The sequence below is a fragment of the Pseudomonas sp. WC1 genome, assembly GCF_050586565.1.
Lineage (GTDB): Bacteria > Pseudomonadota > Gammaproteobacteria > Pseudomonadales > Pseudomonadaceae > Aquipseudomonas.
The window spans coordinates 1-14,696 of the sequence record NZ_JBOBDQ010000093.1 but is presented as its reverse complement, the minus strand read 5'-3'; the positions used below and the strand labels follow the sequence as shown (position 1 = coordinate 14,696).

16 protein-coding genes and 1 pseudogene are annotated in these 14,696 nt (G+C 66.7%); 7 read left to right on the top strand and 10 right to left on the bottom strand.

Translation table 11 applies throughout. The features are described from left to right. Positions 1-236: 236 nt before the first annotated feature. Together ACQ4OD_RS25670 and ACQ4OD_RS25665 are read right to left on the bottom strand one after the other, a co-directional pair. Entirely contained in the window at positions 237-467 is a 231-nt protein-coding gene (locus ACQ4OD_RS25670) for a metallothionein (protein ID WP_081941252.1), read from the bottom strand. Next, positions 467-928 (bottom strand): phosphotransferase system, HPr-related protein, encoded by a 462-nt coding sequence (locus ACQ4OD_RS25665; RefSeq protein WP_102685327.1) that lies wholly within the window; start codon positions 926-928, stop codon positions 467-469. Before ACQ4OD_RS25665 ends, ACQ4OD_RS25670 begins: the two co-directional genes overlap by 1 nt. Before the next feature lie 157 nt (positions 929-1,085). Between ACQ4OD_RS25665 and ligD the strand changes: the two genes are divergently transcribed. The 5 genes from ligD to ACQ4OD_RS25640 are packed head-to-tail and all read left to right on the top strand — an operon-like array spanning position 1,086 to position 6,634. Further along, positions 1,086-3,551: a DNA ligase D gene (gene ligD, locus ACQ4OD_RS25660; RefSeq protein ID WP_430945168.1), complete on the top strand. Its 2,466-nt coding sequence runs from the start codon at positions 1,086-1,088 to the stop codon at positions 3,549-3,551. Between the two features lie 21 nt (positions 3,552-3,572). Continuing rightward, positions 3,573-4,613, top strand: a complete 1,041-nt coding sequence (locus ACQ4OD_RS25655; RefSeq protein ID WP_430945167.1) for an acyl-CoA dehydrogenase — start codon at positions 3,573-3,575, stop codon at positions 4,611-4,613. Beyond that, positions 4,610-5,365 carry a PIG-L deacetylase family protein gene (locus ACQ4OD_RS25650; RefSeq protein ID WP_430945166.1) on the top strand — a complete coding sequence of 252 codons (756 nt, stop codon included), beginning with the start codon at positions 4,610-4,612 and terminating at the stop codon, positions 5,363-5,365. Before ACQ4OD_RS25655 ends, ACQ4OD_RS25650 begins: the two co-directional genes overlap by 4 nt. Before the next feature lie 10 nt (positions 5,366-5,375). Then, positions 5,376-5,975, top strand: coding sequence for a class I SAM-dependent methyltransferase (locus ACQ4OD_RS25645; RefSeq protein WP_430945165.1), 600 nt, complete (start codon positions 5,376-5,378; stop codon positions 5,973-5,975). Beyond that, positions 5,972-6,634 carry a glycosyltransferase gene (locus ACQ4OD_RS25640; RefSeq protein ID WP_198755808.1) on the top strand — a complete coding sequence of 221 codons (663 nt, stop codon included), beginning with the start codon at positions 5,972-5,974 and terminating at the stop codon, positions 6,632-6,634. Before ACQ4OD_RS25645 ends, ACQ4OD_RS25640 begins: the two co-directional genes overlap by 4 nt. A 13-nt stretch (positions 6,635-6,647) precedes the next feature. On the opposite strand, the gene ACQ4OD_RS25635 is transcribed toward ACQ4OD_RS25640, so the two are convergent. The 8 genes and pseudogenes from ACQ4OD_RS25635 to ACQ4OD_RS25600 form a co-directional block, all read right to left on the bottom strand. Beyond that, entirely contained in the window at positions 6,648-7,484 is an 837-nt protein-coding gene (locus ACQ4OD_RS25635) for a Ku protein (RefSeq protein WP_198755809.1), read from the bottom strand. 9 nt (positions 7,485-7,493) lie between these two features. Next, a complete protein-coding gene (locus ACQ4OD_RS25630; RefSeq protein WP_173862482.1) occupies positions 7,494-7,631 on the bottom strand; it encodes a PSPA7_2676 family Cys-rich small protein in 138 nt (45 codons plus the stop codon). Between the two features lie 81 nt (positions 7,632-7,712). Further along, positions 7,713-8,618, bottom strand: coding sequence for an SDR family oxidoreductase (locus tag ACQ4OD_RS25625; RefSeq protein WP_430945164.1), 906 nt, complete (start codon positions 8,616-8,618; stop codon positions 7,713-7,715). 142 nt (positions 8,619-8,760) lie between these two features. Beyond that, positions 8,761-9,885, bottom strand: a complete 1,125-nt coding sequence (locus tag ACQ4OD_RS25620; protein ID WP_430945163.1) for a carboxylate-amine ligase — start codon at positions 9,883-9,885, stop codon at positions 8,761-8,763. A 4-nt stretch (positions 9,886-9,889) separates the two neighbouring features. Beyond that, positions 9,890-10,846 (bottom strand): methyltransferase, encoded by a 957-nt coding sequence (locus ACQ4OD_RS25615; protein ID WP_430945162.1) that lies wholly within the window; start codon positions 10,844-10,846, stop codon positions 9,890-9,892. After that, positions 10,846-12,171: an iron-containing redox enzyme family protein gene (locus ACQ4OD_RS25610; RefSeq protein ID WP_430945169.1), complete on the bottom strand. Its 1,326-nt coding sequence runs from the start codon at positions 12,169-12,171 to the stop codon at positions 10,846-10,848. Before ACQ4OD_RS25610 ends, ACQ4OD_RS25615 begins: the two co-directional genes overlap by 1 nt. A gap of 24 nt (positions 12,172-12,195) precedes the next feature. Continuing rightward, entirely contained in the window at positions 12,196-12,375 is a 180-nt protein-coding gene (locus ACQ4OD_RS25605) for a hypothetical protein (protein ID WP_102685338.1), read from the bottom strand. A gap of 59 nt (positions 12,376-12,434) precedes the next feature. Next, positions 12,435-12,557, bottom strand: a pseudogene (locus ACQ4OD_RS25600) (general stress protein); the annotation flags it as partial. Positions 12,558-12,896: 339 nt separating this feature from the next. Between ACQ4OD_RS25600 and ACQ4OD_RS25595 the strand changes: the two are divergent. Together ACQ4OD_RS25595 and ACQ4OD_RS25590 are read left to right on the top strand one after the other, a co-directional pair. After that, positions 12,897-14,105, top strand: a complete 1,209-nt coding sequence (locus ACQ4OD_RS25595) for a multidrug effflux MFS transporter (RefSeq protein ID WP_430945161.1) — start codon at positions 12,897-12,899, stop codon at positions 14,103-14,105. A 5-nt stretch (positions 14,106-14,110) separates the two neighbouring features. Further along, the coding region (locus ACQ4OD_RS25590; RefSeq protein WP_430945160.1) for a TetR/AcrR family transcriptional regulator at positions 14,111-14,696 on the top strand (586 nt) is incomplete at its 3' end.

Below are 14,696 nucleotides of genomic sequence, written 5' to 3'. Positions count from 1 at the left end.
GCGCTTGACGGGCATCCATGCCCGTCACCTCCCTCCGCAAGACCTCCGTTCGGCCTCCTGAAGTCGCAATTTGTGTCGCCTGAACTATCGCGCACTTAGAAGCAAAAACAGAGCAAGAGCAAGAGCAAGAGCAAGAGCAAGAATTGAAGGCTGTAGTGTGGTGAAGATATGTAATTGTAGTGGCCAGCAGCCCTATCGTCGAATTAATTAATGACAGGGCTGCTGTATATTGAATATCAAGGTGAAATAGGATCGCTCGCCGGAAAAGTCTCATCCAACGCGTTATCGACATTACTCTCTTTCGGCTGACTCACCTCCCCACATTTGCAATCCCCCATGCGACAAGGCTCACCATTACGGTGCCCCGTCGCACACGCTTCGCAGCAGTACGCCTTGCCATCCTGGACCACGGCATTGGCATCCACGGTGCAGGAACAGTGGTTGCAGGAACAACGTTGCTCGTTCATCAGCGTTCTCTCCGCTCGTCTTCAGGGGTGACCTCGTCGGTCCATGGCTCGCCGTCCAACGGCGCCGAGCGGGCCAGTTCGGCCTCGTCCAGGCCGATGCCGCCACCGATCTCGTGCGCCTCGACATGACGCAGGGTCTGGTCCGCCGGGCCGCCTGCCGTACCCGGCTCATGCGGATCGCGCGCACCGGTCTCGTCCAGCAGCGTGTCAGGGCTCAGGTCGTCGAGGGTGACATTGTCCTCGTGCAGGCTGTCACTCAGCGCCTCGCCACCGGTCATGCCACTTTCGGCAACGCGTCTGGGTGGATACTCCTCTTCCACCTCCCGCGCCGGTCGTTCGTCGCCAATCCGGCCCTGGCGCTCATCGCGGCGCTCGCTGAAATCCAGTTCATGGACACTGCCCATGCGGTCTTGCGTGTCGTCGATCTCGACTGCCGGTTTAGGGTCTCTGGGAATGGGCATGATCGCTCTCCGATTTGTGGGCTCATTCGGTCGACTCCCCCTGCCAGTCAATGATTCAGAGTTTCTGCAGGCAGCACCTGCCCACGCTTTTTTTGAACTCCGCCCAGCCCCCTCGCCTCCCAACCTAGAGACCCCGCGAACCGTTTCGGAGCCCGCCATGGCCAAGCCCCTGCTGGAGTACCAGCGCAAGCGCGACTTCAACGCCACGCCCGAGCCTGCCGGCAAGCGCGGCCGCACGGGCAAGGCCCATGCCTTGCAGTTCTGCATCCAGAAACACGACGCCAGCCACCTGCACTACGACTTTCGCCTGGAACTCGATGGCACCTTGAAAAGCTGGGCCATTCCCAAGGGCCCCTCGCTCGACCCCAAGGTCCGCCGCCTGGCGGTGCATGTGGAGGATCACCCGCTGGACTACGCCGACTTCGAAGGCAATATCCCCGAAGGCCACTACGGTGCCGGTGACGTGATCGTCTGGGATCGCGGTATCTGGGAGCCCGAGGGCGATCCACGCCAGGCCTACGCCAAGGGCAAGCTGCGTTTTCGCCTGCAGGGCGAGAAACTGTCGGGCGTCTGGAACCTGTTCCGCACCCACCTTGCCGGCAAGAAGGAGCAGTGGATGCTGGTCAAGTCCCACGATGGCCAGGCCCGCAGCGAAACCGACTACAGCATTGTCGAAGCCTTGCCGGACAGTGTGCTGAGCGACCGTACACTGCTGCCGCGCCAGCCGGCGAAAACAGCCACTGCCAACAAACGCAAGGCCAACCCCGTCGCCCTGCCGGACAAGCTCCAGCCGCAACTCGCCACCCTGGTCGATTCGCCGCCCAGCGGTGACTGGCACTACGAGGTCAAGTTCGACGGCTACCGCATCCTCGCCCGCATCGAAGGCGAGGATGTGCGCCTGTTCACCCGCAATGGCCACGACTGGAGTGCGAAGATGCCGCGTCAGGTCGAGGCCTTGAAAGCGCTGGGGCTTGATTCGGCCTGGCTCGATGGCGAGATGGTGGTGGTCGACGAACAGGGTGTGGCCGACTTCCAGGCTTTGCAGAACGCCTTCGACAGCGAGCACGACGAACGCATCACCTATTACCTGTTCGACCTGCCGTACCTGGGTGGCGAGGACCTTCGCCCGCTACCCCTGCAGGCGCGACGTGCCACCCTGGCCCGACTGCTGGAAAACACGCCCTCGGACCTCCTCAAGTTCTCCGCCGACTTCACCGAGCCTATCGACTCGCTGCTCGACAGCGCCTGCCGCCTCAAGCTCGAAGGCTTGATCGGCAAGCGCGCCGACAGCCCCTACGTGGGCCGGCGCAGCAGTGATTGGGTCAAGCTCAAGTGCAAGCAGCGCCAGGAGTTCGTGATCGTCGGCTACACCGACCCCAAAGGCAGCCGCAACGGCTTCGGCGCCCTGCTGCTGGCCCTGCACGACACCGACAGCGGCCAGCTGCGCTTTGCCGGCAAGGTCGGCACCGGTTTCAGCGCCACCACGCTGGAAAGCCTGCATGCGCGCCTCAAGCCGCTGGAAGTCGACAAGCCGGCCTTGCCCAAGCCGCCCCGCGGCGCCGACACCCGTGGCGTGCACTGGCTCAAGCCGCAACTGCTGGCCGAAGTCGCCTACGCCCAGATGACACGCGAAGGCATCGTGCGCCACTCGGTGTTCCACGGCTTGCGCGACGACAAGCCCGCCACCGCCATCGACCTGGAGCGAGCCATGCCCGCCAAGCGCGCCGCGCAGCCACCCGCCCAGGCCCTCGGCAGCCTGCGCCTGACCCACCCCGACCGCGTGGTCGACGCCAGCACCGGCACCACCAAGCGCCAGGTCGCCGAGTACTACGCCCAGGTCGCCGACTGGCTGCTGCCGCAGCTCAAAGACCGCCCCGTGGCGCTGGTGCGCGCACCGGACGGACTGGGTGGCGAACTGTTCTTCCAGAAGAATGCCGGCCAGCTGCACATCCCGGCGGTGCGCAGCTACAGCAAGGCGCAGGCCGGCCAGGCGGCGATGGTGCTCAACCGCGCCGACAGCCTGCTGGGCGCGGTGCAGATGAACATGCTCGAACTGCACACCTGGAATGCCACCGACAAGGATTTCGACAAGCCCGACCGCTTCGTCCTCGACCTCGACCCCGATCCGGCACTGCCCTGGAAAGCCATGCTCGAAGCGACCCAACTGACCCTCACCCTGCTCGATGAGCTGGGCCTGAAGGTGTTCCTCAAGACCAGCGGTGGCAAAGGCATGCACCTGGTGGTGCCACTGACCCGCCGCGCCGGTTGGGACGAAGTGAAGGGCTTCAGCCATGCCCTCGTCGAGCATATGGCGGGCCTGTTCCCGGAGCGGCTCAGCGCCGTCTCCGGGCCGCGCAACCGGGTCGGGCGGATCTTCATCGACTACCTGCGCAACGGCAGGGGCGCCACCACGGTCGCGGCGTATTCGCTGCGTGCCCGCGAAGGCCTGCCGGTGTCGGTGCCGATCTGGCGCGAAGAGCTGATCCAGCTCAAGGGCGCCAACCAGTGGCACATCGCCAATCTGCAGACGCGGCTGGCCGAGGTGGACGATCCATGGGCGGACATGGCCAAGACCCGGCAGTCCATCACCGTGCGCATGCGCAAACAGCTGGGCATCGACTGAGGCCAAAGGGGGAACGTATTCATGAGCATCGTCCAGGACTTTGACCTGACCAACCTCGACCGCCTGCTGCGCCGCTTCGGCGCCCGCCCGCAGGCCATCGACCTCGACACCTTGCTGCCGGAGCTGCTGCAGGCCATGCAGGCCGACCACCTCGACCTGTTGCCCCTGCCCGGCCAGGGCCAGACCCTCAAGCGCTGGCAGACGCTCGCGCGGGTCGCCGGTTGCGACCTGACCCTGGCCAAGCTCTATGAAGGCCATACCGATGCCTTGGCGATCCTGGCCGAATGCGGTGCCGCCCACCACGCCCAGGACGGGATCTGGGGCGTGTGGGCCGCAGAGCCGCCGGATGCCCGTGCCCGTATCGTCGAGCGGCACGACGGGCAGGTACGTCTGCAAGGGCGCAAGGCCTGGTGCTCGGGCGCGCTGCAGATCGACCGGGCACTGATTACTGCATGGGAGAATGACCAGCCGCAGCTGGTGGCCATCGAGTTGTCGCACCCCAGCCAGCGCATCCAGGCCGACCAGTGGCAGGCGGTGGGCATGGCCACCACCACCAGCGTCAGCATCGAATTCGACGACACGCCCGGGCTGGCCATCGGCCTGCCCGGCCAGTACCTGGCACGTCCTGGTTTCTGGCATGGCGGCGCCGGCATCGCCGCGTGCTGGTACGGCGCGGCCGAGGCCTTGGCCGACTACCTGCGCGAGCATTGCCGCATGCCTCGGCCCGATCCGCACGCCGATGCCCATCTGGGAGCGGTGGATGCCGCCTTGTACGGCGCCCGCGCCGCGCTTCGCGAATGCGCCGCCTGGATCGACCAGCAGCCCCATGCCGACGCCAGCTTCGAAGTGCGCCGCGCCCGCGCCCAGGTCGAACAGGCCGTCGAGCAGGTGATCCGCCATGTCGGCAGGGCGCTGGGTGCCACACCCTTCTGTCGCAGCAGTCATTTCGCCCGGCTCAGCGCCGACCTGCCGGTCTACCTGCGCCAGAGCCATGCCGAACGCGACTTGGCCGAACTGGGCAAGCAAGTGACCGGCATGCCGGCGGGAGCCTGGCAGCTATGAGCGAGAACCGTATCCAGGCGGCTGCCGGCACCCCTTGGCGCGACTGGCAGCAATCCGCGCACCTGGCCCGCGCCAAGTGGCTCAAGCCCGAACAGGTCTGTCCCCCCGGCCGGCGCCTGGTGTTGCTGGCCCCCCACCCGGACGATGAAATCCTCATGGCCGGCGGACTGCTGGCCGGTTTCCACGGGCGCGAGCAGGACCTGGTGCTGATTTCCGCCACCAACGGCGAAGGCAGCCATCCCCATTCCGCCCACTGGACCGAGCACCGTCTGCGCCACCAGCGCCCCCAGGAAAGCCGGCACGCCCTGCAACAGCTGGATCTGGACCTCAACCGCCTGGACTGGCGGCGCCTGAACCTCAAGGACGGCGCCCTGCCCCGCGATGAAGCATTCCTGGCCAACTACCTGGAGCAACTGCTCGAACCGGATGACCTGCTGCTGACCACCTGGCGCGGTGACGGCCACTGCGACCACGAGGCGGCCGGCCGCGCTGCTGCCCAGGCGGCCGAGGCACGCCGGGTACAATTGGCCGAGGTCCCGGTGTGGGCCTGGCATTGGGCCACGCCCGATGACCCGCGCCTGCCCTGGCCCCAGGCCCATCGGGTACAGCTCGACGACACCCGCCTGGCGCGCAAACGCCAGGCCTTGGCCGCCCACGCCAGCCAGTTGCAGCCAGACGGGGAGCATCCTCCGGTGCTGCCCGTCACCCTGCAGGCCTGCCTGTTGCAGCCTTTCGAACTGGTCTTCCTGTAATGGAGTCGCCATGAGCCTCGACGCGCAGTATTTCGCCGACCTGTATGCCGGCAGCGATGATCCCTGGGCCTTTCGCACCCGCTGGTACGAACGCCGCAAGCGCGACCTGGCGATGGCCAGCCTGCCCAGCCAGTGCTACGGCCGGGTGTTCGAGCCGGCCTGCGCCAACGGCGAGCTGAGCGTGCTGCTGGCCGAGCGCTGCGCCAGCCTGCTGTGCCAGGACATCGACGCCACTGCCGTCAGGCTGGCCCGGCAACGCCTGGCGGGGGTCGACCATGCCCGCGTCGAGCAGGGTCACCTGCCGGGCGATTGGCCGGGCGGGCAGTTCGACCTGATCGTGCTCAGCGAGATCGGCTACTACCTCGACCCCAGCGACTGGTTGCAGGTGATCGAACAGTCCGTGGCCTGCCTGGCTGGCGACGGCGGATTGCTGGCTTGCCACTGGCGCCATCCGATTGCCGGCTGTCCCCAGGACGGCGGCCAAGTGCATGCCCTGCTGGCCAGGCACCTGCCGCTGTATCCGCTGTTACGCCATGAGGAGGCGGACTTCCTGCTTGAGTACTGGTCGTGCCAGCCCCGGGTGGTCGACCTGGACGAGACTTGCCCATGATCGCGGTGATCATTCCCGCCCATAACGAGGCCCGGCGCCTTGGACACTGCCTGAAGGCCGTGCGGGTGGCAGCTGCGCGGGCCGAAGCCGCGGGCCTGGAGGTTGAGGTGCTGGTGGTGCTCGATCGCTGTACCGATGCCAGCGCGCGCATCGCCAGGCACCATGGCGTGCACACGCTGGCGCTGGAGGCCGGCAATGTCGGCATCGCCCGGCGCCTGGGGGCGGCGTGGATGATCGAGCGCGGCGCCCAGTGGCTGGCATTCACCGACGCCGACAGCCGCGTGCCTGGCCACTGGCTGCTTTCACAACTGCAATGGCATGCCGACGCGGTGTGCGGCACGGTACATATCGAGCGCTGGCAACCCTGGCAGGGTGCCGCCTTGCGTCAGCTGTACCACAGCCGCTACCAGGCAATGGAAGGCCACCGGCATATCCACGGCGCCAACCTTGGGGTATGCGCCAAGGCCTATGCCAAGGTCGGCGGTTTCCAGCCGCTGCCGGCCCACGAGGATGTGCAACTGGTGCTGGCACTGGAAGCCATCGGCGCGCAGATCGTCTGGACCGCCAGGCACAGCGTGGCCACCAGCAGCCGCAGGGACAGCCGGGCGCGGCAGGGATTCGGCGATTACCTCAGCGGATTGGAAGGCCAGATCCTGTAGAACGGCGCTCGGATCACGACGCCTTGCGTGGACGCTTGGCCGCAGGCTTTTTCGCCTTGCTCTTGCCTCCCAGGCTGCGCTTGAGCAGCTCGGTAAGGTCGATGATGTCCGCGCCCTTCTCCGCCGTGACACCCTCGCCTTTCTCCACTGTCTCGATCTTGCCCTTGCTGGCCTTCTCCTCGACCAGGTCGAGGATGGTCTGGCGGAACGCATCGTGGTAGTCATCAGGCTTCCATGGCCCGCTCATGTCCTCGACCAGGCGCTTGGCCATGTCCAGCTCGCGCTTGTCGACCTTGCTGTCGGTCACGCTCTTGTCCAGCTCCAGTGTCTCCAGGCCCCGCACTTCCTCCGGCCAGCGCAGAGTGATCATCACCAGCGCTTCATCAAGCGGGCGCAGCAGCGCAAGGTGCTGGCGGGTATGCAACACCACCGTGGCCAAGGCCACCTTGCCGGTGCTGGCCAGGGTCTCGCGCAGCAAGGCGTAGACCTTGCCGCCCCGACGGTCCGGGCTCAGGTAATACGGCGTGTCGAACTGTTGCAGGGGGATTTCCCCGGCTTCGACGAACGAGAAGATATCGATGGTCTGGGTCGCCTCTGGCCGGGCCTTGCGGATTTCCTCCTCGCTGATCACCACGTAGCGGCCCTTCTCGTACTCCACGCCCTTGACGATGTTTTCCTTGTCGATTTCCTTGCCGGTGACCTTGTTCACCCGCTTGTAGCCGACTGGTTCCATGCTGCGCTTGTCCAGCCAGTCGAAATCCACCCGCTCGCTGCGCACCGCGGTGTTGAGGGACACCGGGATGTGCACCAGACCGAAACTGATCGCGCCTTTCCAGATCGCCCTGGCCATGGTTGGCTCCTAAGTGTTCGGGGTCAGGCCGGGCTGGCTGTAACGCAACGCACCGCAGCGTTCGCAGCAGTGGCATTGCAGCCCGGCGACTTCATGGAACAACAGGCTGCGCCATTGGCAGCCACGCAGCAGGCAGACGAGTTTCATCAGCCACCTCCTTGGCCCACATCGACGGGGCGCTTACAAGGACTGACTGCGCGGCGCGCGGAAGGTTTATTCGGCTTCGCCCTACGGCAGCGGATTGCCCCCGGTGACGCCGAAAATCTCGCCGGTGATGTAGCTCGACTCCTGGCTGGCCAGCAGCACGTACAACGGCGCGCACTCGGCGGGCTGGCCCGGGCGTTTCATCGGCGTGTGCCCGCCGAAGTCGGGGATCTTCTCCGGTGGCTGCCCGCCACTGGGCTGCAGCACGGTCCAGATCGGCCCGGGGGCCACCGCGTTGACCCGGATGCCGCGCTCGATCACCTGCTTGGCCAGGGCCTTGGTGAAGGCGACGATGGCGGCCTTGGTGGTGGCATAGTCGAGCAGCGTGGCCGATGGCTGGTAGGACTGGATCGACGCGGTGTTGATGATGGTCGCCCCGGCCGGCATCAGCGGCACGGCGGCCTGACACAGCCAGAACAGCGCGTAGACGTTGGTCTTCAGCGTATGGTCGAACTGCTCGTGGGTGATCTGCCCGATATCCTTGCGTGCTTCCTGCTTGCCGGCGACATTCACCAGGATGTCGAGCCCGCCGAGCCGTTCGTGGGCCTGATCGACCAGCTGGCTGCAGAAGCGCGGATCCTTCAGGTCACCGGGCAACGCCACGGCCTTGCGCCCCTCGGCCTCGATAAGCTGCACCACTTCGCGGGCGTCGCGCTCCTCGGTCGGCAAATAATTGAGGGCGATGTCGGCGCCCTCCCGGGCGAAAGCAATGGCCACGGCCCGGCCGATACCCGAATCGGCGCCGGTGATCAGGGCGCGCCGGCCGGCCAGGCGGCCAAAGCCCTTGTAGGTGGTTTCGCCGTGGTCGGGCTTGGGTTGCATGTGCGCATCCAGGCCTGGGGCCGGTTGATGCTGGGCGGGGAATGGCGGATGCGGATACTGGGTCAGGGGGTTCTGCAGGGTGAACTGGTTCTGGGGCTTGCGGGGCATCGGCTGGACTCCTTCGGGTAATGGCTGCGTAAGGTCTGGCGCGGGGCAAGCCGCATACAGGTCCTGTTCGTCACGTGGAAGCGGTCTGGCACCGCACGAGGACCACACAAGTTTCGAGGCAACCGGCTGATGGATGGTTTGCTCAAGCTGGGCCCATCGCCGACAGGTGGTCGTCCATCACCTGCCTGACCACGCTGCGCATTGCCAAACCCTCATCCAGGCCTTGCTCGCGGGCCAACCCATAGGCTTGGCGCTGGCGATCGGCACTGCTGCCGTCGCGCAGGATGCGCCGGGCGTGCAGGAAAGAACGCTCGGCATCGGCAGTGTCGGCCGGGCATTGCGTCTGTAACTGCGTCAGCCAGACTTCGGCATTCACCGGCTGCTGGTCGTGAACACCAATGAAGGTGGCAAGACGGCCATGACGCATGGCGCGCCAGTAGTTCTCCTGGGTGATCCAGCGCATTTCCCGGCTGGCGGCGCCAGCGTGCCGCCCCAGCGCGTGCTCGACGAGATGGCGAAACAGGCCGGCGATGGCCAAGGCATCCTCCAGCCGCGGACAGCCGTCGCAGATGCGCAATTCGACGGTCGGAAAACGCCGCGAGGGTCTGATCGCCCACCAGAAGTCGCCGTCCTCGGCCAACGTGCCGCTGCGTTGCAACAGCGCGCGATAACGCTCGTAGGCGCTCCAGTCCGGCAGCGGTTCCGGCAGGCCCATGTGCGGCCACTCTCCGCACACCACGCGGCGGTAGCTCATGTAGCCGGTGTCCTGGCCGCACCAGTAGGGAGATGAGGTGCTGAGCGACAACAGCAAGGGCAGCCAGTACAGGACCCGGTTGATCACCTGCATGCGATCCAGGCCCGGTGGCACCCCGACATGCACGTGCAGGCCGTTCAACAAGCTGCGCCGGGCCACCCGCCGGTAGTCGTCGAACAACTGGCGAAAGTGCGGCGTTGCGCGTGGATGCTGGCGCAACCACTGGGCGCTGGGGTGGCTTGCCGCACAGTACAGACCAGCCCCCTCGGCGGCCAGCGCCTGGCTCAGGCGCTGGCGTTGCTCGGTAACGAAGGTGCGGGCCTGGTGCAGCGTCTCGAACACCGGCGAGGCCAACTCGATCTGGCTGCGGAACATCTCTTCGGCGAAACACGGCCCCAGCACCTCACGGCACAGACGGATCAGTGCCGTCGACGGCGAGGACAGCACCCGGCCACTGTCCAGCGCCACCAGCAGGTACTCCTCCTCGATGCCGAACGTGCAGGGCCGCCCCATGCGTTCATCCGCCGCGGCGGGTGACGGTCAGGGCCACGGCGGCAATGCGCTCGACCTGTTCATAGCCGGGCTCGAGCAACTGCTCGCCGAACACGTCCGGATCCAGCTCCCGGTAGTGCCAGCTCAAGTCAGGGCCGGCCAGGCGCAGGCGGACCGCTTCGAGCAACGCATCGCGCCCTTCGACGATCGCCACCCCGGTGTACAGCAGCAATGTGCCGCCCGGTGTCAGGCGCTCACAGGCCTGTTCGACGATACGCAGCGACAGGTCGGCGCCGAGCGCCCCGCCGCCGTGGCGGTAGACGCGCTGGCTGGCATCGAGCATATAAGGCGGGTTGGCGACGATCAGGTCGAAGGTGCCGGTGATGCCCGTGAGCAGGTCGCTGGGCTCGACCGACACATTGGCCAGCCCGGCCAGGGCGGCGTTGACGGCGGTGTAGCGCAGCGCCAGCGGATTGATGTCCAGCGCGCTGACCTGCGCATGGCGTGCGGCCCGGGCAATCAGCAACGCGCCGATGCCGCTGCCGCAGCCAATATCGACGGCGTGCTGCACGCGCCGGGGGCTGTCCCGCAGGTGATCCTCGATCAACTGGGCGAAGCGGTAGCTGTCCGGCCCGAAGAACACCGCGTCGCTGCTCTCCGTCGGCCAGGCCGAATGCACCAGCAACAGGTCATCCAGGCTCGACCAACGCACCCGGCTGCGCCACAGCTCGCCGTGCGCCTCCAGCACGCCGGCCGTGCCCAGTTGCTCCAGTTCGTCAGCGCTGATCAACGAAGCCGCGAACGGCCGGCTCCAACCAAATACGTCTCGAAGCGTACGCGCACGTTGGGCCTGAGGTCGGGCGTTGACCCGCGCCTGGGTCGCCGGGGTGACGCAGGTGAAACGGTAGCCGTCGGCACGCAGCCTGCAGCCCAGTCGCAACAGGGCCTCGTCGGCACGAATCTGGTTCTGGTCGAGTTGCATCACCGCGGCCCTCCCTGGTACAGCCCGGTGGCAGCGATGTAGTCGCGTGTGGCACGCAGGCCCGCAGGTTCGGCGTGCCGGTTACCGGCCATGGCCTCGATCAGCGTGGCGATCTCCGAGGACTGGGCCCGGCCGGGCGCCTCCGCCTGCAGGGCCAATGCCTGTTCCCACTGCCCTGGCGGCACCCGACGACGCCCGACCCCTTGCCAGCTACCGGCGATCCAGTCATGCCACAGCTGTTTCTCGTAGGCGCTGAACACGCCGAACATTGCCGCGCCGGGGCCGTCGATCAGTGACCAGAAGCGGCTCTGCATCGGGTCGCTGTCACGCTTGATCCACCCCTGGGCTTGCAGGGCCTCCAGAAACCCGGCCATCGCCCCCGGCTCGGCAAGCCACTGGTTGATGGTGCGCCCTTGCAGGCGGCAGCGATCGGAGTGCATGAACTGGCCGAACACGCGCTTGCGCTCCAGCGCGGCGAGCAGTTCGCCCTGCAGGTCGAAGCTGGCGATCAGCGAAGGTGTGTCGAGACCCAGGTCGTTGAGCCGGTAGCCGTGCCTGACACGCGCATAGAAATCTTCATCGCCCGCTGGAGCCAACATCCGCAGGCTCTCCAGCGAACGCCGGGCATGGCCGCTGGCGGCATTGTCGATGGTCACATGCAACTGGAAGTAATGGGCGTCGATACCCAGTTCGGCCAGCTCATGAGTGGTGATCAGCAGGTGCAGCGGTGGCTGCTCATATCCCAGGTTGTAGCCGATCACCTCGGGCAGGAAGCGCTCGCAGTGCTGGCCGAGGGCCAATTGCACGGCGCCCTGCACGAAGCGCGAGGGCTCCAGTGGCAGCCCTTGCAGGCACCCCAGGCGGCTGAGCAGGCGCTGGTAGATCAGCACATGGTTGCAGCGTGGGTCACCGTCACCCAGTTCTTCGAGAAAGGTGCGGATCAACCCGTGGTAACGAGGGTCGCGCCAGTGCCGCAGGGTACCGTGCAGCCAGGCGCCGTCGACCGCCTTGGTCGGCGCGACCTGCTGCAGGAACCACAAGGCCTGGGCGCGGGTGGCGAAGTAGCGCCGGGGCGCTCCTTCACGCCGCTGCCGCAGGTAATGCGCATGGTCGTGGGCGACCTGGGCGGCATGGTTTTCGGCCCATTGGGGCAACAGGTTCGGCTCTTCCGGCAGGTCGTCTTCCCGGTCACGAACACGGCGCAGTTGTGTTTCCAGCCAGTGCTCGGCAGTGGCATCGCGTCCCGCCAGCAACGCCTGGTAGCGATGCGCCACATCATCAGTCATGTCGTGCCTGGCTTGCGAACACACGCCTTCACGGATCATCGCCACCATGCCGGTCACCTCGCGCTATGGATTCTGGGGCTTGGTTTCGGGAGACGGGTTGCTGGTCGGGGAATCGGGTTGCTGCATCTGCAGCGAGGGCTTGCTCGGGTCGGCGTCTTTCGCCGGATGGTCATTGTCGCGGTCGAAGCAGCCAGCCAGCAGGCTCAGGCTACCCAACAGGCAGATCAGAGGTGCGATACGCATGGGAACCTCCTGGTGGGGTGTGCGCGGTGCCAGGCGAACCCGGCACCGCGTGCCCTCACTTACGAGCGGCCGCCCTTGTGGTCGGACTCGCTCTGGCGATTGCCGCCGCCGGAGCTCTGCCCGCCCTTGCGACCGGCTTCGGACGCTTTTTCGCGGTCATTGGCGAAATTGCCTGGGTTCTTCGTTCCACCCTGGCTGCCGGTCTTGTTGGCGTCCTGCTTGTTGGTGTCCTGGCGACCGGTCATGTTGCTGTCTTTGTTGGCCATGGTTGCAAAAACCTCGTGTGGCTAAGGGTTGCACGGCGAGGTGCCGTACATGGATTGGGAGTACGGCGATAAAGAGGGATTCGGATTATTCCGAGCGGATCGGACCGGTGGCGCTAAACAAGCGGCGACGGTGTATTTGGGGCGCAAGCGGATCCCCGGTGGGCAGACTTTGCGTTGACCCCCGGCAGATATCTGGCATACTTCGCCAACCTACCGGTCGGTAGGTTTATATTTTGCTTTCACGGATCCTCGCTCATGCCCGCTTTACATTTGCGCTTCGCCGCCTCCCTCGCCCTGATCGGCGCCCTTGGCCCGTCTGCCATCGACATGTACCTGGCCAGCCTGCCGGAAATGGCCCGCGACTTCGCCACCGGCTATACCCAGGTTCAGCTGACGCTGACCGTGTTCCTGTTGGCCATGGGCGCCGGGCAACTGCTGTTCGGGCCACTGGTGGATGCCTTGGGTCGGCGTCGCCCGCTGCTTGCCGGCCTGCTGGTGTTCTGCATCGCCTCCCTGGCCGCGGCGGCCGCGCCGTCGCTGGACGCGCTGCTGGTGGCGCGCCTGGTGCAGGGCCTGGCCAGCGCGCTGACGCTGGTGGTGATCATGAGCATGGTCCGCGACAGCGCCGATGGCGCACGGGCGGCGCAGATCTTCGCCCTGCTGATGACCATCGAGGGTCTGGCGCCGATCCTCGCCCCGGCCCTGGGCGGAGTGATCGACGCGGCCTATGGCTGGCGGGCAATCATGCTGGTGCTGGCCGGCCTCGGCCTGCTGACCCTGGTCAATTCGGCCATGACGCTCGATGAAACCCTGCCGCCGGCGCATCGGGTGCGCCTGGCACCGGCGACGGTATGGCGTACTTATGGCCGCATCGCCGCCGACGGCGCTTTCCTGCGCCCGGCCCTGGCCCTGTCGGCGGTGTTCTTCTTCCTGTTCGCCTACATCGCCGGCTCGGCCTATGTGTACCAGCAGCACTTCGGCCTCTCCAGCACGCACTTCGGCCTGCTGTTCGGCGGCTGCGGCGTTGCCATCCTGCTCGGCGCGGCGCTGTCCGGCTATTGCGTCAGCCGGCACGGCGTGGCCCAGGTGGCCTGGTGGGGGGCGCTGTGCATGGGGGCCGGCGCAGCACTGGCGGTGATTGCCGGCCTGTCTGGCGCAGGCCTGCCGCTGCTGCTGGCGGGCGTGGTGCTGGCGCTGTTCGGCCTGGGGGTTTGCGAGGCCACCTTGATGGCCCTGGCGATGTCATCGCAGCAGCGCGATGTCGGCTCGACGGCGGCCCTGCTCGGCGCGCTGCAACTGGTGATCTCGTCCAGCGCCACGCCCCTGGCCGGGCACCTGGCCACCCTGGGCCCGCTGGCCTGGGCCTGGTTACTGGCGGCGGCGGCCGTGGTCATCGTCGGTTTGACCCGCGCCGCCGTGGCAAAGACAATCAGCGCCTCGCCCTGCTGCGTCAACCCGGAGTGACCGCCTTGAAAGCCCTGACCCCTTCCGCCGCGCGCATCTGCGAGCATGCCGTGGAGCATTTCGCCGAGCACGGCTACGACGGCTCGTCGCTGAACGAGATCGCCGCCCTGGCAGGCATGCGCAAGGCCTCGCTGTACGCCCACTTCGCCAACAAGGACGCGTTATTCGTGTGCGCCTTCGAACGGGCCCTGGCCGACGAAACCGCCTACGTCGAGGCGGGCTTCGGCCATGAAGCGGCAGGCCGCGAGGCACCGGGGCACTGGCACCCGCTGCACCTGGCCGAGCGCTACACAGCCTCGGCCAACCTGCGCTTCGTGCTGCGCAGCGCGTTTCTGCCGCCGGCACCGATCCGCTCGACTGTCACCACCGGCTTCGAGGCGTACCTGGAGCGGATCCGCCTGGGCTTCTGCCAGGCCCTGCGCGAGCGCCACGCCTGGGCCCGCAGCGATGGCAACAAGCTGGAGCTGTACGGCGATGCGTACCTGGGAATCATCGACAGCCTGCATGTAGAGCTGCTGTACGCGCCCCCGGCGGTTTATGCGCGGCGGGCAGCGTCGTTGCTGAAAATTCTCGATGATTCGCTGCAATTGG